General features: G+C 59.9%; 23 protein-coding genes. 18 read left to right on the plus strand and 5 right to left on the minus strand.

The features are described from left to right. Nucleotides 1-11 precede the first annotated feature (11 nt). From K290_RS0111670 to K290_RS0111735, 14 genes are all read left to right on the plus strand, one after another. Nucleotides 12-839: a phosphogluconate dehydrogenase C-terminal domain-containing protein gene (locus K290_RS0111670; RefSeq protein WP_028752099.1), complete on the plus strand. Its 828-nt coding sequence runs from the start codon at nucleotides 12-14 to the stop codon at nucleotides 837-839. A 78-nt stretch (nucleotides 840-917) separates the two neighbouring features. After that, a complete protein-coding gene (locus K290_RS0111675; protein ID WP_028752100.1) occupies nucleotides 918-1859 on the plus strand; it encodes a D-ribose ABC transporter substrate-binding protein in 942 nt (313 codons plus the stop codon). A gap of 75 nt (nucleotides 1860-1934) precedes the next feature. After that, nucleotides 1935-2579 carry a DUF2291 family protein gene (locus K290_RS0111680; protein ID WP_028752101.1) on the plus strand — a complete coding sequence of 215 codons (645 nt, stop codon included), beginning with the start codon at nucleotides 1935-1937 and terminating at the stop codon, nucleotides 2577-2579. Continuing rightward, a complete protein-coding gene (locus tag K290_RS0111685; protein WP_028752102.1) occupies nucleotides 2576-4126 on the plus strand; it encodes a sugar ABC transporter ATP-binding protein in 1551 nt (516 codons plus the stop codon). The genes K290_RS0111680 and K290_RS0111685 overlap by 4 nt, the downstream gene beginning before the upstream one ends. After that, nucleotides 4123-5187 (plus strand): ABC transporter permease, encoded by a 1065-nt coding sequence (locus K290_RS0111690; protein WP_028752103.1) that lies wholly within the window; start codon nucleotides 4123-4125, stop codon nucleotides 5185-5187. The genes K290_RS0111685 and K290_RS0111690 overlap by 4 nt, the downstream gene beginning before the upstream one ends. 2 nt (nucleotides 5188-5189) lie before the next feature. Next, nucleotides 5190-6224 carry a Gfo/Idh/MocA family protein gene (locus tag K290_RS0111695; protein WP_028752104.1) on the plus strand — a complete coding sequence of 345 codons (1035 nt, stop codon included), beginning with the start codon at nucleotides 5190-5192 and terminating at the stop codon, nucleotides 6222-6224. Beyond that, nucleotides 6221-8104, plus strand: coding sequence for a D-apionate lactonase (gene apnL, locus K290_RS0111700; protein ID WP_028752105.1), 1884 nt, complete (start codon nucleotides 6221-6223; stop codon nucleotides 8102-8104). The genes K290_RS0111695 and apnL overlap by 4 nt, the downstream gene beginning before the upstream one ends. Before the next feature lie 58 nt (nucleotides 8105-8162). Then, on the plus strand, nucleotides 8163-9182 hold the full coding sequence (locus tag K290_RS0111705; RefSeq protein WP_028752106.1) for a dihydroxyacetone kinase subunit DhaK: 1020 nt from the start codon (nucleotides 8163-8165) through the stop codon (nucleotides 9180-9182). Then, the gene (gene dhaL / locus K290_RS0111710) at nucleotides 9182-9823 is read left to right on the plus strand and encodes a dihydroxyacetone kinase subunit DhaL (protein WP_037135308.1); all 642 of its coding nucleotides are present in this window, start codon (nucleotides 9182-9184) and stop codon (nucleotides 9821-9823) included. Before K290_RS0111705 ends, dhaL begins: the two co-directional genes overlap by 1 nt. Nucleotides 9824-9903: 80 nt before the next feature. Beyond that, on the plus strand, nucleotides 9904-11157 hold the full coding sequence (locus K290_RS0111715) for an ABC transporter substrate-binding protein (protein ID WP_028752108.1): 1254 nt from the start codon (nucleotides 9904-9906) through the stop codon (nucleotides 11155-11157). 96 nt (nucleotides 11158-11253) lie between these two features. Then, nucleotides 11254-12153 carry a carbohydrate ABC transporter permease gene (locus K290_RS0111720; RefSeq protein WP_028752109.1) on the plus strand — a complete coding sequence of 300 codons (900 nt, stop codon included), beginning with the start codon at nucleotides 11254-11256 and terminating at the stop codon, nucleotides 12151-12153. Continuing rightward, nucleotides 12150-13037 carry a carbohydrate ABC transporter permease gene (locus K290_RS0111725; RefSeq protein ID WP_037135275.1) on the plus strand — a complete coding sequence of 296 codons (888 nt, stop codon included), beginning with the start codon at nucleotides 12150-12152 and terminating at the stop codon, nucleotides 13035-13037. The genes K290_RS0111720 and K290_RS0111725 overlap by 4 nt, the downstream gene beginning before the upstream one ends. 38 nt (nucleotides 13038-13075) lie before the next feature. After that, entirely contained in the window at nucleotides 13076-14590 is a 1515-nt protein-coding gene (locus K290_RS0111730) for a DUF5060 domain-containing protein (protein WP_028752111.1), read from the plus strand. Between the two features lie 23 nt (nucleotides 14591-14613). Next, nucleotides 14614-15678 (plus strand): ABC transporter ATP-binding protein, encoded by a 1065-nt coding sequence (locus K290_RS0111735; RefSeq protein ID WP_028752112.1) that lies wholly within the window; start codon nucleotides 14614-14616, stop codon nucleotides 15676-15678. 12 nt (nucleotides 15679-15690) lie between these two features. On the opposite strand, the gene K290_RS0111740 is transcribed toward K290_RS0111735, so the two are convergent. Then, nucleotides 15691-16053, minus strand: a complete 363-nt coding sequence (locus tag K290_RS0111740; protein WP_028752113.1) for a hypothetical protein — start codon at nucleotides 16051-16053, stop codon at nucleotides 15691-15693. 216 nt (nucleotides 16054-16269) lie between these two features. Between K290_RS0111740 and K290_RS0111745 the strand changes: the two genes are divergently transcribed. Then, complete coding sequence (locus K290_RS0111745) at nucleotides 16270-16665, plus strand: hypothetical protein (protein WP_028752114.1); 396 nt, start codon at nucleotides 16270-16272, stop codon at nucleotides 16663-16665. 58 nt (nucleotides 16666-16723) lie between these two features. On the opposite strand, the gene K290_RS0111750 is transcribed toward K290_RS0111745, so the two are convergent. The 3 genes from K290_RS0111750 to K290_RS0111760 all read right to left on the minus strand — a co-directional run bounded on the left by K290_RS0111750 (nucleotide 16724) and on the right by K290_RS0111760 (nucleotide 20395). Then, on the minus strand, nucleotides 16724-17851 hold the full coding sequence (locus K290_RS0111750) for an NAD(P)/FAD-dependent oxidoreductase (protein ID WP_028752115.1): 1128 nt from the start codon (nucleotides 17849-17851) through the stop codon (nucleotides 16724-16726). 73 nt (nucleotides 17852-17924) lie between these two features. Beyond that, nucleotides 17925-19466 (minus strand): amino acid ABC transporter permease/ATP-binding protein, encoded by a 1542-nt coding sequence (locus K290_RS38730; RefSeq protein ID WP_028752116.1) that lies wholly within the window; start codon nucleotides 19464-19466, stop codon nucleotides 17925-17927. Nucleotides 19467-19567: 101 nt separating this feature from the next. Then, complete coding sequence (locus K290_RS0111760) at nucleotides 19568-20395, minus strand: ABC transporter substrate-binding protein (protein WP_028752117.1); 828 nt, start codon at nucleotides 20393-20395, stop codon at nucleotides 19568-19570. 185 nt (nucleotides 20396-20580) lie between these two features. Here K290_RS0111760 and K290_RS0111765 point away from each other — a divergent pair, with 185 nt between their 5' ends. The 3 genes from K290_RS0111765 (at nucleotide 20581) to K290_RS0111775 (ending at nucleotide 23528) form a co-directional block, all read left to right on the plus strand. Further along, nucleotides 20581-21654, plus strand: coding sequence for a LacI family DNA-binding transcriptional regulator (locus tag K290_RS0111765; protein ID WP_028752118.1), 1074 nt, complete (start codon nucleotides 20581-20583; stop codon nucleotides 21652-21654). 107 nt (nucleotides 21655-21761) lie between these two features. Then, nucleotides 21762-22742, plus strand: a complete 981-nt coding sequence (locus K290_RS0111770; RefSeq protein ID WP_028752119.1) for a mannonate dehydratase — start codon at nucleotides 21762-21764, stop codon at nucleotides 22740-22742. Between the two features lie 111 nt (nucleotides 22743-22853). Next, nucleotides 22854-23528, plus strand: a complete 675-nt coding sequence (locus tag K290_RS0111775) for an HAD family hydrolase (RefSeq protein WP_028752120.1) — start codon at nucleotides 22854-22856, stop codon at nucleotides 23526-23528. A 4-nt stretch (nucleotides 23529-23532) separates the two neighbouring features. Here the strand turns inward: K290_RS0111775 and K290_RS0111780 are convergent, their stop codons facing one another. Continuing rightward, the gene (locus K290_RS0111780; RefSeq protein ID WP_028752121.1) at nucleotides 23533-24555 is read right to left on the minus strand and encodes a LacI family DNA-binding transcriptional regulator; all 1023 of its coding nucleotides are present in this window, start codon (nucleotides 24553-24555) and stop codon (nucleotides 23533-23535) included. Nucleotides 24556-24595 lie beyond the last annotated feature (40 nt).

Genomic DNA, 24595 nt, shown 5'->3' on the forward strand with positions numbered 1-24595 from the left:
AGGTGAAAAACATGACTGGAATTGCTCTTTTCGGTGCCGGTGGAAAAATGGGGTACCGGCTCGCCAAAAACCTCAAAGGTTCGCGTTTCGATGTTCGTCATGTCGAGGTAAGCGATGCTGGTAAAGCCCGCCTGAAGAACGACCTCGGTCTGTCATGCGTCCCCGCCGACGAAGCCCTTAATGGCGCCGAAGTCGTCATTCTGGCCGTTCCGGACACAGCCATCGGCAAGGTCGCCGCCGGGATCGTCGACAAGCTGAAGCCGGGGACGATGGTGGTCGCTCTCGACGCCGCCGCGCCCTTTGCGGGCCACCTGCCGAAGCGCGATGACCTGACTTATTTCGTCACCCATCCCTGCCATCCGCCGATCTTCAATGACGAAACCGATATGCAGGCGAAGAACGACCACTTCGGTGGCCTGTTCGCCAAGCAGCACATCGTGTCCGCGCTGATGCAGGGGCCGGAAGCTGCCTATGCGCTCGGGGAGGAGATCGCCAAGCTCATCTGGGCGCCGGTCATGCGCTCGCATCGGGTCACCGTCGAGCAGATGGCGATGCTCGAACCGGGGCTCTCGGAGACTGTCTGCGCATCGCTGCTCGTCGTGATGCGGCAGGCGATGGACGAGTGCGTGGCGCGCGGCGTGCCGGAACAGGCTGCCCGCGATTTCCTGCTCGGCCACATGAACGTCCTCGGCGCCGTGATCTTCAACCAGGTCGAGGGTGTGTTTTCGGATGCCTGCAACAAGGCGATCGAATTCGGCATCCCAGCTCTGATGCGCGACGACTGGAAGAATGTCTTTGAGCCCCAGGAGATCGCCGAGAGCATCCGCCGCATCACCTGACCGAAATCCCGGGAGGGCTGGCCCCTCCCTTCTTAGCCCTGCTGGGAATAGGGCCCGTTTCACAATTGGGAGGAAACCATGAAACTGACACGCAGATTGACTCTTGCCGCCTTTGCCGGCGCCCTTGCATTGGGCACCGCAATGCCTGCCTTCTCGGCAGATCTGATCGCCATCATCACGCCCGCACATGATAATCCGTTCTTCAAGGCTGAAGCTGTCGGCGCCGAAGCCAAGGCAAAGGAGTTGGGCTATGAAGCGCTGGTCATGACGCATGACGATGACGCCAATAAGCAGTCGGAAGTGATCGACACCGCGATCGGCCGCGGCGCCAAGGCCATCATCCTCGACAATGCCGGTGCCGATGCGACCGTGGCCGCGGTCAAGAAGGCCAAGGATGCCGGCATCCCCTCCTTCCTCATCGACCGCGAAATCAATGCGACCGGTGTCGCCGCCGCCCAGATCGTCTCCAACAACTATCAGGGTGCGCAACTCGGCGCGCAGGAATTCGTCAAGCAAATGGGCGAAAAGGGCAATTATGTCGAGCTCGTCGGCAAGGAATCCGACACCAATGCCGGCATCCGCTCGCAGGGCTATCACGACGTCATCGATGATTATCCGGACCTGAAACTGGTTGCCAAGCAATCGGCGAACTGGAGCCAGACCGAAGCCTATGCGAAGATGGAAACCATCCTGCAGGCCAACCCGGACATCAAAGGCGTGATCTCGGGTAACGATACGATGGCGATGGGTGCGATCGCGGCACTTCAGGCCGCCGGACGCAAGGATGTGATCGTCGTCGGCTTCGATGGCTCCAACGATGTGCGCGACTCGATCAAGGCGGGCGGCATCAAAGCGACCGTGCTGCAGCCTGCCTATGCCCAAGCCCAGATGGCTGTTCAGCAGGCCGATGCGTATATCAAGAACAAGACGACCCCGAAGGAAGAGAAGCAGCTCATGGACTGCGTTCTCATCACGGCGGCGAACGCCGACAAGCTTGAGACCTTTGCGCTGAAAAATTAACGGCGGACCAAGCACTGCGGAGGGCGTGGCAAAGCCACGCTCTCCTGACATTTTCTGCGAGATGAGGTGCATTGCATGTTGAGGATCAGAGGCGCCGTTGTGGCCCTCATGTTGGCCGCAGCACTGCCCGGCTGTAAGATCATCAAGACGCCGACGGCCGAGGAGAAGGCGGCGCTGGCGGCAAAGAGCGCCTTCGATCCCGCGGCAAAGGTGGATGCGATCTGGCAATCGCAGGCGGTACCCGATCTTGAAAAGCGTGCCGGCGATCTCAAGACGGTGATGCAGGCGGCGGCGTCGAACCCGGACGAGGCCGGCGCAAAATACGGCAATCCGCGCAAGCAGAGCACGTCGCCCTGGACCTATGCAGTGAAGTTCAAGGGCAAGATCGTCGCCGCTGACACAGCATCCCGTGCCGCAACGCTCGACGTCGATGTCGACGGCGATGGCAAGGCAGATGCGAAGGTTCAGATCGGCCCGGCAATCCGCGGCACGGCATTGCGCGACGCTTTGGATTTCGTGGACTTCAACGAATTCAAGAACCAGATCGAATGGGCGCAATTCGGCAAGGCGTTCAATGAGAAGGTGAACACCTCCTTTCTCGCCGCTTTGCCGAGAGATGGCCTGACGGGAAAGACAGTCGATGTAACCGGCGCGTTTCCGCTGCCCACATCCGGCCAGCTTCCCCTGATTACCCCGTCGGCGCTGACGTTGGGACAATGACAATGAGCGATACGACCCAGGAAGACATCATCCTTCGTCTCGAGGACGTGTCCAAGGTTTATTCGGGCATCGTCGCGGTCAAGCGCGCCAACCTCGAACTACGGCGTGGCGCGGTCAATGTGCTGGTTGGGGAAAATGGCGCCGGCAAATCGACACTGATGAAGATCATTGCCGGAGTCGAGCGTCCGACCGCCGGCCGCATCCTTCTAGAGGGCGAAGCCGTTCATTTCGACAGCCCCGCTGACGCGCAAGCGCGGGGCATCGGCATGATTTTCCAGGAGCTCAATCTTTTCGCCAATATGACTGTCGCCGAAAATATTTTTGCGACACGCGAAATCACGCGCGGCGTTTTCGGCATCGACCACAAGGCGCAGATCGCCAAGGCCAACGAATTTCTGAAGAAGCTGGACGCGGGCATCAATGCCGAGACCATGGTGGAGGATCTGCCGATTGGGCAGCAACAGCTTGTCGAAATCGCGAAGGCCATTTCGCTGAATGCCCGTATCCTGATCATGGACGAGCCGACTTCGGCGCTTTCAGCGGCGGAGGTCGACATTCTTTTCAAGGTAATCGCCGAACTGAAGGCGCAGGGTGTGGCGCTCGTCTATATCTCCCACCGGCTGGAAGAACTGATGCGCATCGGCGATTACATCACCGTGCTGCGCGACGGGCAGATCACTGGCCAGGCGATGGTTCGCGATATCGACACGAAATGGATTGTCCGCTCCATGATCGGATCGGATGCCAAGGATTTTGCAAGGGACGGCGGCCATACAATCGGCAAGGAAGCTTTCCGCGCCGAGGACATCAGCCTGCCGCGGCCGACCGGCGGCCTTGCCGTAGACCACGTTTCGCTCTCGGTTCGCGCCGGCGAAATCCTGGGCATATACGGTTTGATGGGCGCCGGCCGCAGCGAGTTTTTCGAATGCATCATGGGCCGGCATATGCATTCGACCGGCAAGATCTTCATCGACGGCGTCGAGGTCCGTGAACGTGACACGACCCGCCGAATCCGGCGCGGCCTAGCACTGATCCCGGAGGATCGGCAACGCGAGGGTCTGGTGCAGGTGCTCTCCATCGCCAGCAATCTGACGCTTGCAAGCCTTGGCCGCTTCGCCAGCTTCTTTCATATCGATGCCGGCGCCGAAAAGCGTGCCATTCGCGACATGATCCGCGATCTCTCGATCAAGGCGCCCAATCCCGATTTCGAAGTGACATCGATGTCGGGCGGCAACCAGCAGAAGGTCGTCATCGGCAAGGCGCTGATGACCGATCCCAAGGTCCTTCTGATGGACGAGCCGAGCCGGGGCATCGACGTCGGCGCCAAGGCCGATGTCTTCCGCACCATGCGTAAGCTCGCCGGCAAGGGTCTCGCAATCCTGTTTTCAACCTCGGACCTTGAAGAGGTCATGGCGCTTTCCGACCGCATCGCTGTTTTGAGCAACGGCCAGTTGATCGCCGTCTTCGACAGAAAGGATGCGACGGAAGAGGCCATCGTCGCCGCATCGGCCAAGGGACACGGACATACAAGGAAACTCGCCTCATGACCGCGGATACATCTTCTTCATTTGCGGCCAAGCGGTCGAACGGCTCTATCCTCCTGACGTTGATGAAGCTCAGGACCTTCATCGCCCTCTTTGCCGTGATCATCTTCTTCGCCGTCTTTGCGCCGAACTTCACCTCGACGGCTAACATGATCCTGATGTCGAAACACGTTGCGCTCAACGCCTTCCTGGCAATGGGCATGACCTTCGTCATCATCACCGGCGGCATCGACCTTTCGGTCGGTTCGATCGTCGGCCTATGCGGAATGGTCACTGGCGCCTTGATCCTCAACGGAGTCGAATTGCCGATCGGATATACCGTCTACTTCAACCTCTATGAAATCGTGCTGATCACCCTTGCCGTCGGTATCGTCATCGGGCTGATCAACGGACTGCTCATCACCAAACTCAACGTTGCGCCCTTCATCGCGACGCTGGGAACGCTCTACATCGCACGCGGCATGGCATTGCTGTCTTCCGACGGCCAGACCTTTCCGAACCTCGTCGGCAGGCCAGAATTCGACACGACCGGCTTCGATGTCTTCGGCGCCGGAAGGCTGCTCGGCCTTCCGGTCTCCATCTGGATCCTCATCGTTCTGGCGCTGCTTGCCGCTTATGTCGCCCGCTCGACGCCGATCGGCCGGCATATCTTTGCCGTCGGCGGCAACGAGCGCGCGGCGCGCATGTCGGGCATTCGCGTCGATCTGGTGAAGATCTTTGTCTACATGTTCTCCGGATTGTGCGCTGCCATCGTCGGCATCGTCATTTCGTCGGAGCTGATGGCCGCGCATCCGGCGACCGGCGAGAGTTTCGAACTCAACGCCATCGCCGCGGCCGTCCTCGGCGGCACCTCCATGTCCGGCGGGCGGGGGACGATCGGCGGCACGATCATCGGCGCTTTCGTCATCGGTATCCTGTCCGACGGATTGGTGATGATGGGCGTTTCGTCCTTCTGGCAGATGGTCATCAAAGGGCTGGTCATCATCATTGCGGTGGTCGTCGACCAGGCGCAGCGCCGTCTCCAGCAGCGTGTCACACTCATGCAAATGGCAAAGGCAGGTTGAGAATGACGGAACTCAAGGGTGCGCTCATCGGCTGCGGCTTCTTCGCGATAAACCAGATGCATGCGTGGAAGGACGTCAAAGGCGCGGAGGTCGTCGCGATCTGCGATCGTGATCCCCAGCGGTTGAAGATTGTCGGCGACCAATTCGGCATTGAACGCCGTTACAGCGATGCGGCGGCCCTCTTCGCCGATGGCGGCTTTGACTTCGTCGATATCGCGACGACAGTGCAAAGCCACCGCGCTTTGGTGGAAATGGCAGCCGCCCATAAAATTCCGGCCATCTGCCAAAAGCCTTTTGCGAAGACGTTGAGCGACGCCAAAGCGATGGTCAAAGCTTGCGCCGACGCGGCAATCCCCCTGATGGTTCACGAGAATTTCCGCTGGCAAACGCCGATACAGGCGGTGAAGTCTATGCTCCAATCAGGGGTAATCGGCGAGCCGTTCTGGGGCCGCTTTTCCTTCCGCTCCGGCTACGACGTCTTTTCCGGCCAGCCCTATCTTGCCGAAGGCGAGCGCTTCATTATCGAAGATCTCGCTATCCACACGCTCGATATAGCACGCTTCATCCTCGGCGATGTGACGACGCTCACCGCGCGCACCAAACGGGTCAATCCGAAGATCAAGGGCGAAGACGTTGCCACGATCATGCTCGACCATCAAAATGGCGCGACATCGATCGTCGACGTCAGCTATGCGACCAAGCTTGGGACAGAGCCTTTTCCCGAAACGCTGATCGAGATCGACGGAACGCTGGGAACGATACGGCTTTCGCAGGGCTATCGCCTAGAGGTCAACAGCGCAGAGGGCACCACCGTTTCGGATGCCTCGCCCAAGCTTCTCCCCTGGGCTTCCCGCCCATGGCACAACATTCAGGAAAGCGTCCTCGCCATCCAGCAGCATTGGACGGACCGTCTCGCATCGGGCGGCGAAACGTCCACGTCCGGTGCGGACAATCTGAAGACTTTCGCGCTTGTCGAAGCAGCCTATGACAGTGCCGCTCATGGGAGGACAGTCGATATTGGGGTACTGCTGCGATGACCGCTGAAATCGACCCTTTTCAACTTTATGGTACGCGCGAAACCGAAGTACCGCCGCAGCGGCTCGCCGCCGGCAGGCTGGCTGTCGACTTCAAGGACGGCAATCTCCGCGCCATCACCTACGACGGAACCGAAGTGCTCCGCGCCGTATCCTATCTCGTGCGCGACCGCGATTGGGGGACTTACGCCCCGCGAATATCGGACTTGAAGATCGATCAGGGTCAGGATGGATTTTCGATCGGTTATCTTGCGCATTGCACCGGCCCGGACGATACGGACCTCGAAATCCGTGTGCATATCTCCGCCGAAGCCGGAGGTGCTGTGGTCTTCGAAGCGGAAGCGATGTCAAAGACCGGCTTCGAGACGAACCGTTGCGGATTCTGCATACTCCATCCGATCGTCGGCGTTGCCGGAACACCGGTCTCGGTGGAACATGTCGACGGTCGCCGCGAGGGTACGCGCTTTCCCGATCTCATCGAGCCCTGGCAGCCCTTCAAGGATATGCGTGCGATCACGCATACCGTCATGCCTGACGTGACGGCAGAATGCCGAATGGAAGGCGATACGTTCGAGATGGAAGACCAACGCAATTGGTCGGATGCCTCCTATAAGACCTATGTTCGTCCCCTTGCCCTCCCCTGGCCATATCGGATACCGGCCGGCCAATCCGTCAGCCAGCGCATTGTCCTGAGTTTCCAGGATAAGCGGCAAACGCTAAGCGCCCCTGCATCCGTCCTGTGTGAGGGCCGAGCCGTCACGATCACGGAAGGGAGCAAGCGCGGCACGATGCCGTCGATGGGGCTGGTGATCACGCCAGAAGAGGCGGAGGCGACACTTGAAGCCCGGGACACCCTGGCGAAGATCGGGCCGCAGGAATTGCTCTTTCATTTCGATCCGAATGCCGGTCATGACGCCACCGTCTTCGGAGCGTTCGGTGCTATCGCAAAGCTTCAGGCCGGCACGTCGACCTTCGAAGTCGCATTGCCGTGCAAACAGTCGCCGCATGCCGAGGCACAGGAGATCGCAGCCTGGATGAATGCGGCCGGTTTCAAACCGGACGCGATCGTCATATCTCCGTCCGTGGACAGGCAATCGACTCCTCCGGGCAGCCAATGGCCGGAATGTCCGCCGCTGGAAGAGGTCTATGCGGCGGCACGTTCCGCCTTTCCGGATGTCCGGCTTGGCGGCGGCATGCTGAGCTATTTCACCGAACTCAACCGCAAGCGTGTTCCTTCCGGACCGCTCGATTTCATCAGCCACTGCACGAATCCGATCGTCCATGCGGCCGACGATCTCAGCGTCATGCAGACGTTGGAAGCGTTGCCGTTTATCACGCGCTCGGTGCGCGCCATTTACGGCGACAAGCCCTATCGCATCGGCCCCTCCACCATTCCGATGCGCCAGAACCCCTATGGCAGCCGGACCATGGACAATGCCGCTGGTGGCCGCATTCCGATGGCAAACAGCGACCCCCGGCATAATGGCCGTTTCGCGGAAGCCTTCGCACTTGGCTATGCGGCTGCGGTGCTCGATGCCGGATTGGAATGCCTGACGCTTTCGGCGCTGACGGGGCCGTTCGGCGTGATCGCCGGCAAGGACGAGCCGTCTCCAGCCGGCCGCAAGCGCCCGATCTTCAACACGGTCGCCAGGCTTGCCGGCCTCGCCGGCAGTCACTGGCGGGAATGCGTCTCATCCGATCCGACTGCCGTCCTTTCTTTCGTCGCGGAGCCTGCCGATGGGGCATCGCAAATGCTGCTGGTGAACATCACCGCCACGGCACAGCAAGTCGAACTTGGATCCTTCCGCCTCGCCGAGAAACGCGAGAGCGGCAGCGTGACACTGCAGCCTTTTGCCGTCTGTTCGATCGCGTTGAAGGATTGACCTGACAGTCGAGAAGGGCAACTTAGTCTTCCGAAATGAAATGACCGGGAGGACTCACGTGAAGACGAAGAAGCTTATCAACGACGGCGCCGCCGCTGTAGACGAGATGCTGGCGGGCGTCCTGGCCGCTCATTCCCGGCACCTCCGCGCCGTCGAAGGATCGCCGCGCTCCATCGTTGCAAATGAGGGGCCGAGGCCCGGCAAGGTCGGCCTGGTCATCGGCGGCGGTTCGGGGCACGAGCCGACCTTCCTCGGTTACGTCGGCAAGGGGCTCGCCGATGCCGCAGCCATCGGCAATGTCTTTGCCTCTCCGCCACCCGATCCGATCATCGAATGCGCCAAGGCCGCTAATGGCGGTGCCGGCGTGCTGTTCATGTATGGCAATTATGCCGGCGATGTCATGAATTTCGATATGGCGGCCGACATGCTCGCCATGGATGACATCGAGGTCCGCACCGTGCTCACGACGGACGACGTCGCGTCCGCGCCGGTCGATCAGAAGGAGCGCCGTCGCGGCGTTGCCGGCAACGTCTTCATCTTCAAGGCCACGGGAGCTGCCTGCGATCTCATGTACAGCTTTGACGACGTAGAACGCGTCGCGCGCTTCGCCAATGAGCGCACCTACACGATGGGCGTCGCGCTTGCGCCCTGCTCCCTGCCGCAGACACGGAAGCCGAATTTCGAGATTGGCCCTGACGAGATGGAGATCGGCATGGGTATCCACGGCGAGCCGGGCGTCGTCCGCGGACCGATGCGATCGGCGGATGAGGTGACGAGCGAGTTGGTCGGCAAGATCCTCGACGAGATGAAGCCGGCGCGTGGCGATCGGGTCGCCGTGCTCGTCAACTCATTGGGTTCGACGCCGCTCATGGAACTCTACATCATGATGCGCAAGCTCAAGGCGACGCTCGACGATGCAGGCCTTATCATTCACCTGTCGCTGGTCGGCAATTACTGCACATCGCTGGAGATGGCCGGCGCCTCGATTACGCTCATGCATTTGGACGACGAATTGCAGCGGCTAATCGATCATCCCTGCGATTGCGCGATGTTCCGCTCAGGCCAGGCGCTGCAATGATGACGGTTTCAACGGAAGACCTGAAGGCCCTTTTTGTCCGGATCGCCGAAGCGATGGCACGCGAGAAGGATCGCCTCTGCGAGCTGGATGGCGTAATCGGTGATGCCGATCATGGCATCGCCATGGAGCTCGGTTTTTCGGCCGCCGCCAAAGCGGTCTCGGAACTGGATTCGACGACCGCCGATCCGACGCTGGTCTTCAACACGGCAGCGAAGTCCTTCCTCAATGCCGTGGGAGCCTCTTCCGGCCCGCTCTATGCGACGGCCCTGATGCGTGCCGGCGCAGTCGCCAAGGGGAAACCATCGCTGAACGATGATGATATGGTGGAGTTATTTGCAGCCTTTGCCAGGGGCATTCAGGATCGGGGCAAGGCAGAGATCGGCGAAAAGACGATGGTCGATGCCTGGGCACCGGCGGCCGCAGCCTGCCGAGCCACCCGGGATCAAGGCTTGTCGCTGCCTGAATGTCTGGCCGCTGGCCTCAAGGCTGGCGAGGCGGGAGCCGAAGCGACGAAGAATATGATTGCAACAAAGGGCAGGTCATCGCGCCTTGGCGAGCGGGCTCTCGGGCACATCGATCCGGGAGCGGCTTCGGCTGTGGTGATTATATCCTGCTTTAAGGCTCACTTCACATCAGAGTGATGATGACCTCATCATACCAGTTGACATGTTGATAGCGATTTGTCAAAACCACCTCAGCTTTGCTCAGAGGAGGACGGGAGATGGCTATCAACTCCAAATATGCGCGTTGGTTCGGTGCCGCTGCGATTGCTGTGGCAGCCTTTTCGGCGACGAATGTCGCCGCGGAAGACCTGACGCTGTGGACGCTCAACTTCGACAACGGCGCAGCAAACGGTGCCCTCAAGAAGGTGGCGACGGATTTCGAGGCCGCCAATCCCGGGACCCATATCGAAATCGTCCAGCGCGGCGTCGATGAACACAAGACCGCCCTTCGCGTGGCGGCCGGCTCCAGCAAAGGCCCCGATATCTATTTTAGCTGGGCCGGGCTTGGTCTCGGCGGCGAATATGTGAAAGCCGGTCTCTCACTGCCGCTCGACAAGTACTACACCCAGTACAAGTGGAACGACGAGCTGCTTCCGTCTGCCGCCGCCTTTGCCGATCTCTATCCGGGCGGCAAGCATGGGGTTCCCTTCACCTTCAAGGGCGAAGCGATCTATTACAACAAGAAGCTCTTCCAGAAGGCCGGCATCACGCAAGAGCCGAAGACCTACGAAGAGCTGCTCGCAGACGCCGAAAAGCTTAAGACTGCTGGAATCCCGGCCTTCACTTTCGGCGGCTCGGTCAACTGGCACGTCATGCGCCTGATGGATGTGCTGCTCGAAACCAAATGCGGCGCCGACAAGCACGACGCGCTGATGGCCATGAAGACCGACTGGACCAAGGAGCCCTGCGCGACCGACGCCTTTACTGAATTTGCCAAGTGGACCAAGGACTACACGCTGAAACCCTTCATGGGCATCAGCAACCAGCAGTCCTACACGCTGTTCGTCGCCGGCCGCGCCGCGATGATGCTCGAAGGCGACTGGCTGGTCAGCCAGTTGAGCGGCAGCAAGGTCAACCTCGACGACTACGGCGTCGTGCCTTTCCCGACGAACACCAACCGTCTCTATGGCTTTGCCGAGTACAATTACATCAGCACCAAGAGCAAGGATCCGGATCTCGCCGCCAAGTTCCTCGACTATTTCCTGTCGACCAAGGTGCAGCAGGACCTCGTCGGCCAGATCAGCTCGATCTCGGTCAACAAGAATGTCCAGTACACCGACCAGAAGCCGCTTGAGGCGAAATGGCTGGATATCTTCAAGACCTATAGCAAGGTCTATATGAATGGCGACCAGGCGTTTCCGCTTGACGTCACCACCGAATACTTCCGGGTGATCAACGACGTTGCTTCCGGCAATATCCAGCCGGCCGATGCTGCCAAGCAGCTTCAGACCTTCATCGCGGGTCGCACCTGATCTCTCGAGGGAGCCCGCTGCTCCGATCGCAAAATCGCGGCGGACGGCTTCCCTGACTTCATGCCCACGCGTCAGTTGCCGCCGGGAGCAATCAGAATGTCATTCCGCAATCGAACACATGATCCCCGCGTCCAGGCAGCGATCCTGCTCGCCCCGGCCATGCTGATCTACGCGATTTTCGCGCTTTACCCGATGCTGAACGTGGTGGTGCTGAGCTTCCAGAGATGGAACGGCCTCGATCCCCAGCGCCCGTTCGTGGGCCTCGCGAACTACCAATATATTTTCACGCAGGATCCCGTGTTCTGGGTCGCTTTCCGCAACACGGTGATCTGGACGATCATGTGCGTGATTTTTCCGCCAATGATCGGCCTGCTGCTGGCGCTGAGCCTCAATCAGAAGCTTTTCGCCCGCAATACCTTCCGCGCCATCTTCTATCTCCCTGTCATTATCGCTCCGATCGCAGTCGCTACCATGTGGAAGTGGATGTATGATCCCTTCTTCGGCCTCTTCACCGAGATCCTGACGTCGATGGGGCTGCAGGACTGGATCCAGGACTGGCTCGGCAACAAGGACATCGCACTCTATTCGGTCTTCGTCGCCTATCTCTGGCAGTCCGTCGGCTTCTCCATGGTCCTATTTCTCGCAGGTCTGCAGAATGTTTCGCAGACGCTCGTAGAAGCCGCACGCATCGATGGCGCCGGTCGCTGGAACATCTTCCGATACGTCACCCTCCCCGCACTGCGCACCACGCTCACCATCGTATTGGTTCTGTCGGTGATCTCCTCGCTGAAGGCCTTCGACATCGTCTACGGCCTGACGGGCGGCGGGCCGGCGCAATCCACGCAGATGCTGGCGCTCTGGGCCTTCACGCAGGCCATGCAGATCTTCGATTTCGGCCGCGGCGCTGCGATCTCCGTCGTTCTGCTGCTCATCACCATCGCCATCGTCATTCCCTACCTGCGATGGACGCAGCAGCATGAGGAGGCCGAACAATGACGGCTGCATCGGCATCATCCATGTCGGACGACTTCGAGACCGTCACCCCGGCAAAGCGCAAGCGGGATCCGGTCCTGATCGGCTTATGGATCGCTCTGCTCCTCGTCGCCGCGATCTGGCTTGCACCTTTTGTCTTCATCGTCTTCACGTCGCTGAAAACGCAGGCTGATGTGACGACGACGGGCGCCTTCGTGCCGCCGCTCAATCCGGCCTTCGAGAACTATTCGAGCGCCTGGGGTCGTGGCAACTTCGCCAGCGCCTTCCTGAACAGCACCATTATCACCGTGATCAAAGTGCCGCTCGGGCTCATCCTGTCGGCCATGGCCGCCTATGCGCTCGCCAAGATCCGGCTGAGGTTCAGCAAGCTACTGCTGCTCCTCGTCGTCTTCGGCACGATGATCCCGTTTCAGGTCATGCTGGCGCCGCTGTTTATGCTGGTCAATTCGCTCGGCCTGATCGATACCTATCCCGGCGTCATCCTGCCCTATATCGCCTTCGGCGTGCCCTATCAGGTCTTCATCCTGCATGGTTTCTTCAGAGGCATTCCGAAGGAGCTGTCGGAAGCCGCGCTGATCGACGGAGCAAGCCATTTCACCATCTTCCGCCGGATATTCCTGCCGGTCTGCCTGCCGGTGCTCGCCGCGCTGCTGATCCTGGATTTCGTTTCCACATGGAACGAATTCGCCATGGCGCTAGTGCTTCTGCAGGATCAGCACATGTGGACGCTCCCACTCGGCCTTATGTCTTTCCAAGGGCAGTTTTCCAATGATTACGGGCAGCTCAATGCAGCGATCGTCATGACCGTGCTGCCGGCGACGCTCGTCTACCTCATCTTTCAGCGATACTTCGTCTCCGGCCTCACCTCCGGCGCCGTCAAGGGCTGATCATCAACCCAATAGGCAAGTCTTTCGAGGAGAATATCATGTCCAATGCAACCGTCGAAAAATGGGGCGTCTTCGAGGCGGCTTTCAACGGCCCCTCGGGCGGCAACCCCAATCTCGACGTGGCATTCGATGCCGTGTTCAGCCAAAACAGCCGCGAAATCCGTGTACCCGGCTTCTACGATGGCGACGGCGTCTATCGCGTTCGCTTCATGCCCAACAATGAAGGCGAATGGTCCTTCCGCACGCGCTCGAAGACGGCCGAATTGAATGGCAAGACCGGTTCGTTTGTCGCGACCAAACCGTCTGAGCGCAATCACGGCCCGGTGCACGTCCACAATAAGTTCCACTTCGCCTATGCCGACGGCAAGCCTTTCCTGTCGTTCGGCACGACCTGCTATGCCTGGACGCATCAGCCGCTGGAGATGCAGGCCCAGACGCTCGAAACGCTGAAGAAGGCGCGCTTCAACAAGATCCGCATGGGCGTATTTCCCAAGGACTATCCCTATAACGTCAACGAACCGCTGTATGCCTGCTTTGAAAAAGGCGCCGACGGCAAGGAGGATTTCGATCGGCCGAACCCGGTCCTGTTCCGGCATTTCGAAAAGCAGGTGGCCGCGCTCTGCGATCTCGGTATCGAAGCCGATATCATCATGTTCCACCCCTATGATCGCTGGGGTTATGCGGACATGTCGGCCGAACAAGATTTCCGCTACGTTGCCTATCTCGCGGCGCGGCTTGCCGCCTATCGGAACGTCTGGTGGGCTCTTGCCAACGAATATGATTTCCTCCTCGACACCAAGCCGCTGCAGCAATGGGACCGCTATTTCCACATTCTCGAAGAGAACGATCCCTACGGTCACCTGAAGTCCATCCATAATGGCGAGCCAACGATGAACTTCGATCACCGCAAGCCCTGGGTGACGCACACCTGCATTCAGAACTGGGATGTGAAGCGCACGCAGGAATGGCGTGAGGCCTATGGCAAGCCCATCGTCAACGACGAGCCGGAATATGAGGGCAATATCATTCAGTCCTGGGGCAATCTGACGGCACAGGAGCTGGTGCATCGTTTCTGGATCACGGTGACGCGCGGCGGCTATGCCGGCCATGGCGAAACCTATTCGCACCCGCAGGATCTGATCTGGTGGGCCAAGGGCGGCGAACTGCGCGGCGAGGCGTGGAAGCGCATCGGCTTCCTGCGCGATCTGCTGGAGCAGGATGTCGTCAACGGCCTCGAACCGATGGCATCATTCGGCGAATGGCCTTGGACCCGCGTCTCGGGCGCCCGGGACGGCGAGCTTCGTTATATCTATCTCGGCGAACACCAGCCCGTGGTCTGGTCGACGGGCCTGCCCAAGGATGGCACCAATTACGACGTCGATATCATCGACACCTGGGAGATGACGATCACCCCCGCAAAGAAAGTCGAAGCTCCCATCCCGCACCCCACTCGGCATGGTGCAATCGTACGCGGCGGCAAGGCGGATGCAGCCTTCGGCGTCGCACTGCCGGGCAGGCCATACCAGGCCCTTCGTATTCGCAAGAAGCACTGATCGATCCTCAAGGGAAGAATGTCATGTCCGGATTGGCCATCAAGAACGTCAGGAAATCCTATGGAGCGGTGGATATCATCCATGGCGTCGATGTCGATATTTCGGACGGCGAATTCGTCATTCTCGTGGGTCCGTCCGGCTGCGGCAAGTCCACCCTTCTCCGGATGATTGCCGGGCTGGAGGAAATCACCGGCGGAGAAATCTCGATCGGCGGCCGCACGGTCAACAACCTGCAGCCGAAGGATCGCGACATAGCCATGGTCTTCCAGAACTATGCGCTTTATCCGCAGATGACGGTCGCCCAGAATATGGGCTTTGCGCTGGAGCTTGCCGGCGCAAAGCGTGCAGACATCGACCGAAAAGTCGGCGAGGCAGCAAAGATCCTCGGACTTCAGCCATTGCTGGGCCGCAAGCCGGCGCAGCTTTCCGGTGGCCAGCGCCAGCGCGTCGCCATGGGACGGGCCATCGTGCGCGATCCCAAGGTCTTCCTGTTCGACGAACCGCTTTCCAACCTCGACGCCAAGTTGCGCGTCAAGATGCGTGCCGAAATCAAGGCGCTGCATCAGCGGCTGAAAACAACGATCGTCTATGTCACCCACGACCAGATCGAAGCGATGACCATGGCCGACAAGATCGTCGTGCTGCAGGGCGGGAAAGTCGAACAGATCGGCACGCCGCTCGAGCTTTACGACCGGCCGAGAAACGTCTTCGTTGCCGGCTTCCTCGGGTCGCCGGCGATGAATTTCCTGGAGGGCAAGCTTACGGGCGGCGCGAATCCGAGGCTGCGACTGCCGAGCGGCACGGCGATCGAACTATCGGCGGCTCCGGTTCAATCGGACGGCCGGGAGGTGATCATCGGCATCCGTCCGGAGGACCTATCCTTTGCCCGCGACGGCGGCGTGCCAGCCAGGGTTACCGTCGTCGAGCCGACAGGCTCGGAGACCCATGTGGCGCTCGATCTCGAAGGGCGCGAACTGACATGGGTCATGCGCCAGCGCGCGGAACTGACACCCGACCAAACGGTGAACCTCTCCCTCAGATCGTCGAACGTCCACTTTTTCGACAAGCAGACCCAGCAGCGCCTATAAGAATTCGCGCCGTTATCGCGGCCCGCGCCTTTCGGCGTCGCTCATCACCGTCAGGACGCGTTTTACGAAGGCAGCGCCATCGAATTGCTTCGGCGCGCCGGTGGTGGAATGATCCGGCCGCTCGAATATGAACGCCTCGACATTGACCACCGGCAGGTGCAGGCGGCTGCGCACCCGTCCGATCATCGCTGTGTGCGTGACGACAACCTGGCAACCTCTCGGCTCGAATTCCACATCCATCCTAGAAGCTGGAACGGCCGCAACCGTCAGCCCGCGGGCAGACAGGACCGAGCCGATATGCGTGGCAACCTGCTGATTGTCGAGACAGATCAGCACATCCGCCTGACCAGGCTCTGAAGGAGAATCTAAAAGCATCCAGCGACCTCTCATTCAAACTCGGCCGACCATAGAGCTTTTCGGTGTAACGCAGTGTTGTATCTTGTTGCGTTTTGTTTCAGCAGCGTAGCGCTGTCCGCAGCGAGCGAACTTGGCCGCCGCAAACTAAAAGAATTTGCCGCAATGTAATGCAACACATGCGGTCGGCGAAAGCTGGTTTCCTTTGCCTGCCCGATTCGAGCAAGGAGGCAGAATGTGAAGCCAAACAGCAATGCCGGACAGAGCAATCCGGGACGAAATTTGAATGGATCGACTGTTTTAGACCGCTTTCTCGGCAGGCAGAAACGCGTTTATCTCTCTGCCATCTCCCTGTGCTGCAATGTGATTTTCTGCACTATCGGGGCAAGCCCGCGTCAGTTCATCGTCTTCAACATTCTCGTGCTTCTGGCTTTCGCCGCTAGGACCCTGAAGGCCATGCCCGTCGAGACCGAGAACCCCTCCGTCGCAATCGGCAATCGGCCTCCCTCTGCCCGCGACTGGAGACCTATACTGAGCTTTTCAGTGCAACTACTGGCCGCCTGTTATGCGATGACCGTGCTTGTCGACAATCTTGCCGCAAGCCCGACACTGCTCGGTTCGATCCACCAATGAATTCCGTCCGAAAATACCTCGCCGAACGGATGAGATTTCATTTTTTCACACCCATATCCTACCTGGAAAAGCGTTCCGGCCGGAAATTTGCGAGCAGCGGGTGACGCTTACCGGTGGCGATTTCATCCGCGAGCAATTCGCCGGCGATCAGGCCGAGCGTCGCGCCGCTGTGGCTGAAGGCAACGAAATAGCCTTGAATGGATTGCAATTCGCCGAACACGGGATCGCCGTCACCCGGAATAGGTTTTGGGCCAACGCCGTAATCGGCCAGTTCCAGTACCGGATTGCCTTCGAGCACCTTGGATGCCTCTTGCAGCAAGCCTTCGAGCGTGGACGATCTGACCTCATAGCTGCCGTCCGGCTTCACGCCCACCTCTTCCTCCGACCAGGCGGAATCGAGCGCGAAGCCACCGTTCGGTGTCGGCCGGATGGCGACGCGCGGCGTGTTCAAGACTGCTTTCAGCGCATGTTTGACCGGCTTCGTTCTGACGAGAAGCGCAACCGGCGTTCCGTCGGCGATACGCTGCCCCGTCTGAGCGACAATTGCGGGAACGTCCCCGCCGGCGGCAAGCAGCACGGCATCCGCGTCCCAGCGGGCGCCATTGGATGTTGTGACACCGCGAGCGCGCCCCTCTTCGACATTGACGGCTGCACGCCCCGCGTCGGTCACGATCTCGCCGCCGAGGGCCTTGAACTCCTCGGCGAGAACGCCGATCAGCGACGGCAGATCGACCCAGCCTTCACCGGGGTTGAAGATAGCGCCTTGCGGCGTCACCGTGCTTGCGTCGACGCCGGGTGTCGTTTCGGCGATCTTTGCGGGAGCAAGCAATTTGGCATGATAGCCGAGATTGCGTTCATATTCGAAGACCTCGGCGATCTCGTTGCCGGCATCGTCCGCGTCCCAGGTCAAGCCACCATCGAAGCGCAGCCATGGCGCATCCGGATATCGGGCGGCAAGTGTGCGATAACGGTCGATACCCGCCAGGCGCAGCCGGTGATAGGCGTCGGAACGCTTCCGCGCCGAGTTGAGCCAGGCGAGCGAGCGGCCGGATGCCCCGTTCGCCAGCGGGCCATCATTGATGAGAACGGTGCGAACACCGAGCCGCGCCAGATGAACGGCTGTCGAGGCCCCAAAAATCCCGCCACCGACGACGATGACCTTTGAAGGCTTAGTGGAAGCATGCATATCGGGTAACCTCTGTTGACGTTGCTTGACGGTGAAAAAGCTGTCGCCGTTGCGGCGCGTGAGACGGCGGATGTCAAAGGACTTCCGCAAGGAAGCGCTGCAGCCGCTCGCTTCGCGGATTGTCGAAGATCTCCTGCGGCTTGCCCGCTTCGATGATTCGCCCCTCGTCCATAAAGACGACCTGATCCGCGACCTTTCGAGCAAATCCCATTTCATGGGTGACGACCGCCATCGTCATGCCCTGGCTGCCGAGGTTTGCCATCAGATCGAGGACGCCCTTGACCAGTTCCGGATCGAGCGCGCTCGTCACCTCGTCGAACAGGACGACTTCGGGATTCATCGCCAGCGCACGCGCAATGGCGACGCGCTGTTGCTGTCCCCCCGACAGGCCTGCAGGCCGGTGATCGCTACGTCCTGCAAGCCCCACCTCGCCGAGCCGCGTTTTCGCGATCTGCCGCGCCTCCCTCTTCGGCATCTTCTTGATCTTCGTCAGCGAGAGCATGACGTTTTCGAGGGCAGTGTGGTCGGGAAACAGGTTGAAGTGCTGGAACACCATGCCGACCCGCCGGCGCAGGCTCTCCGGCTTCATCGCCAGAATACTTTCCCCATCGAGCAGGATCTCGCCGCGCTTCGGTTCCACCAGCCTGTTCAGACACCGCAGAAGCGTGGACTTGCCCGAGCCCGACGGACCGATGATGCAGGTGACCGTACCGGGAGCGATGTCGAGATCGACACCCTTCAGCACCTCAAGCTCGCCATAGGCCATGCTGAGATCACGGATCTTGAGAGCGCCTCCCTTGAAGCGCGGCCTATGGCTGCCGATCACCACACCTGCTTCGGTCTGCGCGCCGGAGGCGGCTTGCAATTCGCTCACTTCGACCAGCCCGCTGGCTGCACCGGAACCGCGGCCCTGCCTGCCGAGCCGCAGCCGCGCGTCGATATAGTTGACGAAGTGGGTGAGCGGCACGGTAATGACGAGATAGAACGCGCCCGCGAGCAGCAGCGGCGACAGATTTCCCGTGACCACGGCCTGATCCTGTCCGACGCGAAAAATCTCGCGCTCGGAGGCAAGAAGTCCCAGAAAATAGACAAGGCTCGAATCCTTGACGTTTCCGATGAACTGATTGACGAGGGCGGGAAGAACACGGCGTACACCCTGCGGGATGACGATCAGCCGCATTCCCTGTCCATAGCTCATGCTGAGTGCGCGGCACGCCTCCATCTGGCCGCGCTCGACGCTTTGTATGCCCGAACGGAAGATTTCGCCGATATAGGCGCCGGCGATCAGGCTGAGGGCAATGATGCCGAGCGGAAATGGGGAAGGTCCGAATATTTCGCGCCCGATGCGGGCAAAACCCTGTCCGATGATCAGGATCGTCACGATGGCCGGCAGACCCCGGAAGATATCGGTATAGATCCGCGCTGGCAGCCGCAGCCAGCGCGATTGCGAGATGCCCATGACGGCCAGCACCATGCCGATGATGACGCCCAGCACGGTCGAGGCGGCAGCCAGGATCAGCGTGTTCTTCAGGCCGACGCTGATCATGCTCGGCAACACTTCCGCCATGGCGTCCCAATCCAGGAAGCTGCGGCGGAGATTTTCAAGCCAGTCCATTCAGTTCCCCATGAGTTTGCAGGCAAGCGGATGCGGCTGTCCGGCCGGAAATCAGCAGTGCCGTTAAAGGGCCGCCCGGCAAGCGCGGGCGGCTCGCAGCTTCACTTCTTGGGAAGATATTGGTCCGGCATCGGCGAGCCGGGAAACCACTTTTCGTAAAGCGTCTTCCAGGTGCCGTCCTGCATCGCCTGATGAAGCGCGGTATTCAATGCGGTACGGAAGGCGTCGTTCCCCTTCCTCACCACGAAGCCGGCAGGCGCATCGAAGGAGGGAATGTTCACCGCGATCTTCAGCGCCGGATAGCGTTCGCCATATTGCTTGGCCGCCTCGTAATCGAGGAAGTGCGCGTCGATCGTGCCGTTGTTGAGCGCGGCAACTGCGGAGTTGTTGTCGGGGAATTTGACAAGATCGGTGCCGGCGAAATTCTTGGTGGCGTAGCCTTCCTGCAGAGTACCCTGTACCACGCCGAGGCGCTTGCCCTTGAGGCCACTCGCGTCCTTGATATCGGCATCGGGGGTCAGAACCGACAGATAGCCGGCAAGGTAGCCGTCCGAGAAGTCTACCGTTTTCTTGCGTGCATCGGTGGTTCCAATCGCGGCAACCGCTACGTCGAACCGCTCATTCGCGACGGAAGGCAGCAATGCCGAAAATTCCTGTCCGGTGAAGGTCACCTTATCCTTCGGGAAGCCGATGCGGGATGCGACATTCAGGAAAAGTTCGATATCGAAACCGGTAAACTGACCGTCGGCGGTCGCAAATGTGTAGGGCTTTGCATCTCCCATCGTGCCGACGCTGATAACATTCGGATCGATGAGATTATAGGGGTTGTCGGCTGCAGCAGCAGACCCGATGCCGACTGCCAAAAGATATGCCAGGACGCCAGCGCGCACTGGAGCGATGACGGCCGAGACTATACCAGATTTGTTCATGTTCGTTCTCCGCTCTGTAAGGGTGCTCTTATCGGCATTTGTACGTGCTTGTCCGCTCCTCCACCGGGCGCCGTTGAAGGAATATGTGGACAAGAAACCGGTCTCATTTAGAAAGAGACCGGTCTCATTGATATTTGGTAACTTGAGATTGACCTCCCGTCAACAACTCTTGTAGTCGTCGTCGCATGGAAAATTTCGCCGCTTCGAAACGCTCAGTCACCGTCGCCGATGTCGCAAGGGCGGCGAAGGTCTCGAAGGCCACCGCGGCCCGCGTTCTGGGCGGCTATGGTGTGGTCAGCGACAAGATCCGCGCGCAGGTAATGGCCGCGGCGACAGCGCTTGAGTATCGGCCAAACGAGCTCGCCCGCAGTATGACCACCGGAAAATCCGGCATTATCGGGGTCGTGGTCGGCGATATCGAGAACGCGTTCTTCAGCCTCGCAGTCCGCGGCATCAGCGATGCCGCGCGCATCGCGGGCTTCAATGTCATCATTGCGAATTCAGGAGAAGAGCTTAATGCCGAGAAATCGGCGGTTGACCTGCTCATCGGCAAGCGCGTCGACGGCCTCATCGTGACCCCTTCGCGGTGCGATCGTATGGATCACCTGCAGGATGTTCGCCGCGTCGGCGTCCCCTTGGTCCTGTTCGACAGAAGCATTCCGGAACTCGGGGTCGATTCCGTGACCGGCGACGACCGCGACGCCGCCGTTGCGGCGACACGGCATCTGCTCGAGGCAGGACATCGCCGCATCGCCTATGTATCCGCCCTTGAGGCCGACGGCGAGCACATCGCGGACAGCCGGCATCTTTCCAACTCCGCGGTGCGGGAGCGCGTGGAAGGTTTTTTGAGCGTGCTGACAGAGGCGGGACTGAAGAACCCGCAGCACTATGTCAGGCTCGGCGCGACCGACCAGGAACGGACGAATGCCGTTTTGAAGCATTTGCTTGAGGAGGGATCGCCCCCCACGGCTCTGGTGGCATCCGACAGCCTCGTCGGGCTCAGACTGTTCAGATCACTCCAATCTCTCGGCCTGTCCATCCCACAGGACATATCGATGATCTCCTTCCTCGATGCGGACTGGACGACCGTCACCACGCCGCCGATCACCGTCATCGATCAGCCGGTCTATGAGATGGGCAAAAAGGCGGCTGAAAGACTTATTTCCCGATTGAACGGCAAAGAGCTGGCCGCGGAGCGCACAACCGTCAAGACAAGTCTGATCCAGCGTGGATCCGTAGCGCCGCCGCGTCGAAAGTAACTCAAAGCCTTGCTTCGGCCGCGGCGGATTGCCGCGAAAGCGTTTTGTAGGGATGAATTCGCATGCCCGTTGCTTAGGATTCGAGAGATTCGAGGAGAGGATTTCAGATGTATCTCGGTACGCAGTTTGAGGCTCGGGACGATGATGATTACCGCGTCATGGCACAGTTGGGCGTCAGGCACGTCAATGCCGATCCCGCCGGCAATCCGCACGACTGGACGCTCGATATTCTGAAGGCCCACCGCGAGCACATCGAAAGTTTCGGCCTCATCCTCGATATGATCCAGCTCCCCATGAGCTCACGGGTGATCGAAGAGCAATATAGCCCGGATATCCTGACTGCCGGACCGAACCGTGATCGCCAAATCGATTCCATCTGCCGTCTGATCGAAAATGCCGCCGCCGTCGGCATTCCCTCCGTCAAATACAATCTCAATATTATCGGCATCCCTCGCACCGAATTGGAAATCGGCCGCGGCGGATCGAGAAACGAGGCCTTTCGCTGGGAAAAGGCCGATCACGATGCGCCGCCTTCGATCGTCGGCATCCTCTGTGAGGAGGAAAATTGGGAGCGTATCGACTATTTCCTGTCACGCGTCGTTCCGGTCGCCGAGTCCTGCAAGGTGCGGCTTGCCTGTCATCCGCACGATCCCTACACGCCGCCCGGCTATCGCGGGGTGACGCGAGTTCTCGGCAGCGTGGATGGCCTGAAGAAGTTCGTTCAGATGCACGAGAGCCCCTATCATGGGCTGAATTTCTGCCAGGGCACGGTCGGCGAGATGCTCGACAATCCGGCCGAGGAAATTTTCGACGTCATCCTCTGGTTTGGCGAGAGGGGCAAGCTCTTCAACGTCCATTTTCGTAATATCCGCGGCCGGAAGCTTTCGTTCATGGAGACCTTTCCGGAGGAAGGCGACATGGATATGTGGCGTTCGCTGAAAACCTACGCCGATGTCGGCTACCGATATATGATCATGCCGGATCATGTGCCGCGCGTTTCCGGGCGTGACCCGGAAAACACCGCCTTCGCTTTCACCTATGGCTACATTGCCGCCATGTTGCAGGTGCTGGAGAACGACAAACGTTAGTGGCGGTGAGCCCGTCGCTCAGAGGATGGTCAACAGGGGAACGGTTTTTCTGCACAATGTTGCCATTGATGCCTTTCGCTCCTCCCCTAGATCAGGGGTGAGGAGAGCTCGATGCGCATTGAACATGCCTTTCTGTTCGATCTTGACGGCACGTTGGTGGACAGTGTCTATCAGCATGTGCTTGCGTGGAAAGAGGCCTTGGATGCCGAGGGCATAGACCTCTCGATATGGCGCATTCATCGAAAAATCGGAATGAGCGGTGGACTGTTCACCAACCAGTTGCTCCGTGAAACCGGCATCGAAATAACCGATAAGAAAAATGAGCGGCTGCGGCAGCTTCACGCCGAAGCCTATCGTCGGCTTGGCGCTCAGATACATCCTCTACCCGGCGCGAGCGAACTTCTCCGATGGCTTTCGGACGCCAAGATTCCGTTCGCGATCGCCACAAGCGGTCGCATGGAGACGGCGGCGGTCAATATTGCCGCCTTGGGGATCGATCCGGACGCGTTTCCAGTCATCACTCGCGACAAGGTCAAATATGCCAAGCCCGACCCGGACCTGTTCATTGCCGCAGCCGAAGCGCTGGGGGTTGCGACAGAGAATTCGATTGTCGTAGGAGATGCCATCTGGGACATGCTTGCGGCGACACGTTGCAGGGCGCTCGGGGTCGGCCTGCTGAGCGGCGGCTATGGCCAGGAAGAACTTAGGGATGCAGGGGCGATCCGCGTCTACGAAGATCCGGCCGATCTGCTCTATCATATCGATGAAGTGGGCGGACGGCGCTGACGGGTCAGCTCCTCGCAGGCATATTATAGGGCGTGATAATTTCCACTGCGGACAGCACGGCCGGCGCGACACGCTCTTTCAGCAGACCGCTCATAATTGCTCGAAATGCCGAACGCGCGTCCGTTCGCAGGTCGTGATGCAACACAAAATCGATCTTACCCGTGGCAAGCAGTGCGCGATTGTCGGCATCGAGATCATGCGCGACAAAAACGCGGATTTTCCTTCGAGCCTCCGCGAAGGCGGCGAGCACGGCCCTGTTTCCGCCGCCGATGGAATAGACCGCATTGATCGTCGCATCTGCCGCGATGGCGCGGGCGGCAAGAATGCCTGTGGCCGCGTCGGCGCCGTGACCTTCGCTGATTTCGGCAACGCCGATCTGGGGATAGTGCTCGCGAAGTATGCGGCGAAAGCCGATCTCCCGCTCCTCCTCGCCGCGAAAGCGTCCGCTCGATAGCGTCACGAGCACCCTAGCGGCGGCCCCATCAAAGCAATTCCCGACAAGATAGGCCGCTGTCTCGCCGGCGGCTCGGTTGTCGGCGCCTGCGTAGACCGCGCGCGACGAATTCGGCAGGTCGGTCACTAGGGTGACGACGGTGACGCCGGCATTGGTCGCACGCTCGACCGCAGCGGCAATCTCGGGAATATCGGGCGCCTTCAGCACTATCCCGTGGGTGCCTCTGAGACGGATACGATCGATCAGTTGCACCATCTCGACCGGCTTCATGACTTCCGCAAAATGAAAACGGCAGCGGAAGACCGTCGGCAAAAAGGTCGCGACCTCTGCTTCGAAGGCGGCGCGCACGGCATTGGAAAAGCGCTCCGGTGTCTCCATGACGATATCGATCGCCAGCGTTTGCCCACTCGCCGCAACACCCGCCTGCTGCTTTTCCAGTTCGGCAATCGCCGCTTTCACCCGCATTTCGGTCTGCCGCCGCACGCCTGCCCGTCCGTTCAGCACCCGGTCGACCGTGGCGGTGCTGAGCCCGGCTTGAAAGGCGATGTCCTTGACGAGAAAGGGATGCGACATGCGGCTCGTTCTGATGGTTTTTTGATGGATTTGTGATCTA

The sequence above is a fragment of the Rhizobium leucaenae USDA 9039 genome (assembly GCF_000426285.1).
GTDB classification, from domain to species: domain Bacteria; phylum Pseudomonadota; class Alphaproteobacteria; order Rhizobiales; family Rhizobiaceae; genus Rhizobium; species Rhizobium leucaenae.

What these genes read in the sequence shown, in the direction of transcription:
- K290_RS0111775 (WP_028752120.1), top strand. Translation starts at nt 22,854, where the DNA reads ATGCGCATTGAACATGCCTTTCTGTTCGATCTTGACGGCACGTTGGTG.
- K290_RS0111765 (WP_028752118.1), top strand. Translation starts at nt 20,581, where the DNA reads ATGGAAAATTTCGCCGCTTCGAAACGCTCAGTCACCGTCGCCGATGTC.
- K290_RS0111780 (WP_028752121.1), bottom strand. Translation starts at nt 24,555, where the DNA reads ATGTCGCATCCCTTTCTCGTCAAGGACATCGCCTTTCAAGCCGGGCTC.
- K290_RS0111675 (WP_028752100.1), top strand. Translation starts at nt 918, where the DNA reads ATGAAACTGACACGCAGATTGACTCTTGCCGCCTTTGCCGGCGCCCTT.
- apnL (WP_028752105.1), top strand. Translation starts at nt 6,221, where the DNA reads ATGACCGCTGAAATCGACCCTTTTCAACTTTATGGTACGCGCGAAACC.
- K290_RS0111695 (WP_028752104.1), top strand. Translation starts at nt 5,190, where the DNA reads ATGACGGAACTCAAGGGTGCGCTCATCGGCTGCGGCTTCTTCGCGATA.
- K290_RS0111740 (WP_028752113.1), bottom strand. Translation starts at nt 16,053, where the DNA reads ATGCTTTTAGATTCTCCTTCAGAGCCTGGTCAGGCGGATGTGCTGATC.
- K290_RS0111725 (WP_037135275.1), top strand. Translation starts at nt 12,150, where the DNA reads ATGACGGCTGCATCGGCATCATCCATGTCGGACGACTTCGAGACCGTC.
- K290_RS0111680 (WP_028752101.1), top strand. Translation starts at nt 1,935, where the DNA reads ATGTTGAGGATCAGAGGCGCCGTTGTGGCCCTCATGTTGGCCGCAGCA.
- K290_RS0111770 (WP_028752119.1), top strand. Translation starts at nt 21,762, where the DNA reads ATGTATCTCGGTACGCAGTTTGAGGCTCGGGACGATGATGATTACCGC.
- K290_RS38730 (WP_028752116.1), bottom strand. Translation starts at nt 19,466, where the DNA reads ATGGACTGGCTTGAAAATCTCCGCCGCAGCTTCCTGGATTGGGACGCC.
- K290_RS0111735 (WP_028752112.1), top strand. Translation starts at nt 14,614, where the DNA reads ATGTCCGGATTGGCCATCAAGAACGTCAGGAAATCCTATGGAGCGGTG.
- dhaL (WP_037135308.1), top strand. Translation starts at nt 9,182, where the DNA reads ATGACGGTTTCAACGGAAGACCTGAAGGCCCTTTTTGTCCGGATCGCC.
- K290_RS0111720 (WP_028752109.1), top strand. Translation starts at nt 11,254, where the DNA reads ATGTCATTCCGCAATCGAACACATGATCCCCGCGTCCAGGCAGCGATC.
- K290_RS0111730 (WP_028752111.1), top strand. Translation starts at nt 13,076, where the DNA reads ATGTCCAATGCAACCGTCGAAAAATGGGGCGTCTTCGAGGCGGCTTTC.
- K290_RS0111685 (WP_028752102.1), top strand. Translation starts at nt 2,576, where the DNA reads ATGACAATGAGCGATACGACCCAGGAAGACATCATCCTTCGTCTCGAG.
- K290_RS0111690 (WP_028752103.1), top strand. Translation starts at nt 4,123, where the DNA reads ATGACCGCGGATACATCTTCTTCATTTGCGGCCAAGCGGTCGAACGGC.
- K290_RS0111750 (WP_028752115.1), bottom strand. Translation starts at nt 17,851, where the DNA reads ATGCATGCTTCCACTAAGCCTTCAAAGGTCATCGTCGTCGGTGGCGGG.
- K290_RS0111715 (WP_028752108.1), top strand. Translation starts at nt 9,904, where the DNA reads ATGGCTATCAACTCCAAATATGCGCGTTGGTTCGGTGCCGCTGCGATT.
- K290_RS0111670 (WP_028752099.1), top strand. Translation starts at nt 12, where the DNA reads ATGACTGGAATTGCTCTTTTCGGTGCCGGTGGAAAAATGGGGTACCGG.
- K290_RS0111760 (WP_028752117.1), bottom strand. Translation starts at nt 20,395, where the DNA reads ATGAACAAATCTGGTATAGTCTCGGCCGTCATCGCTCCAGTGCGCGCT.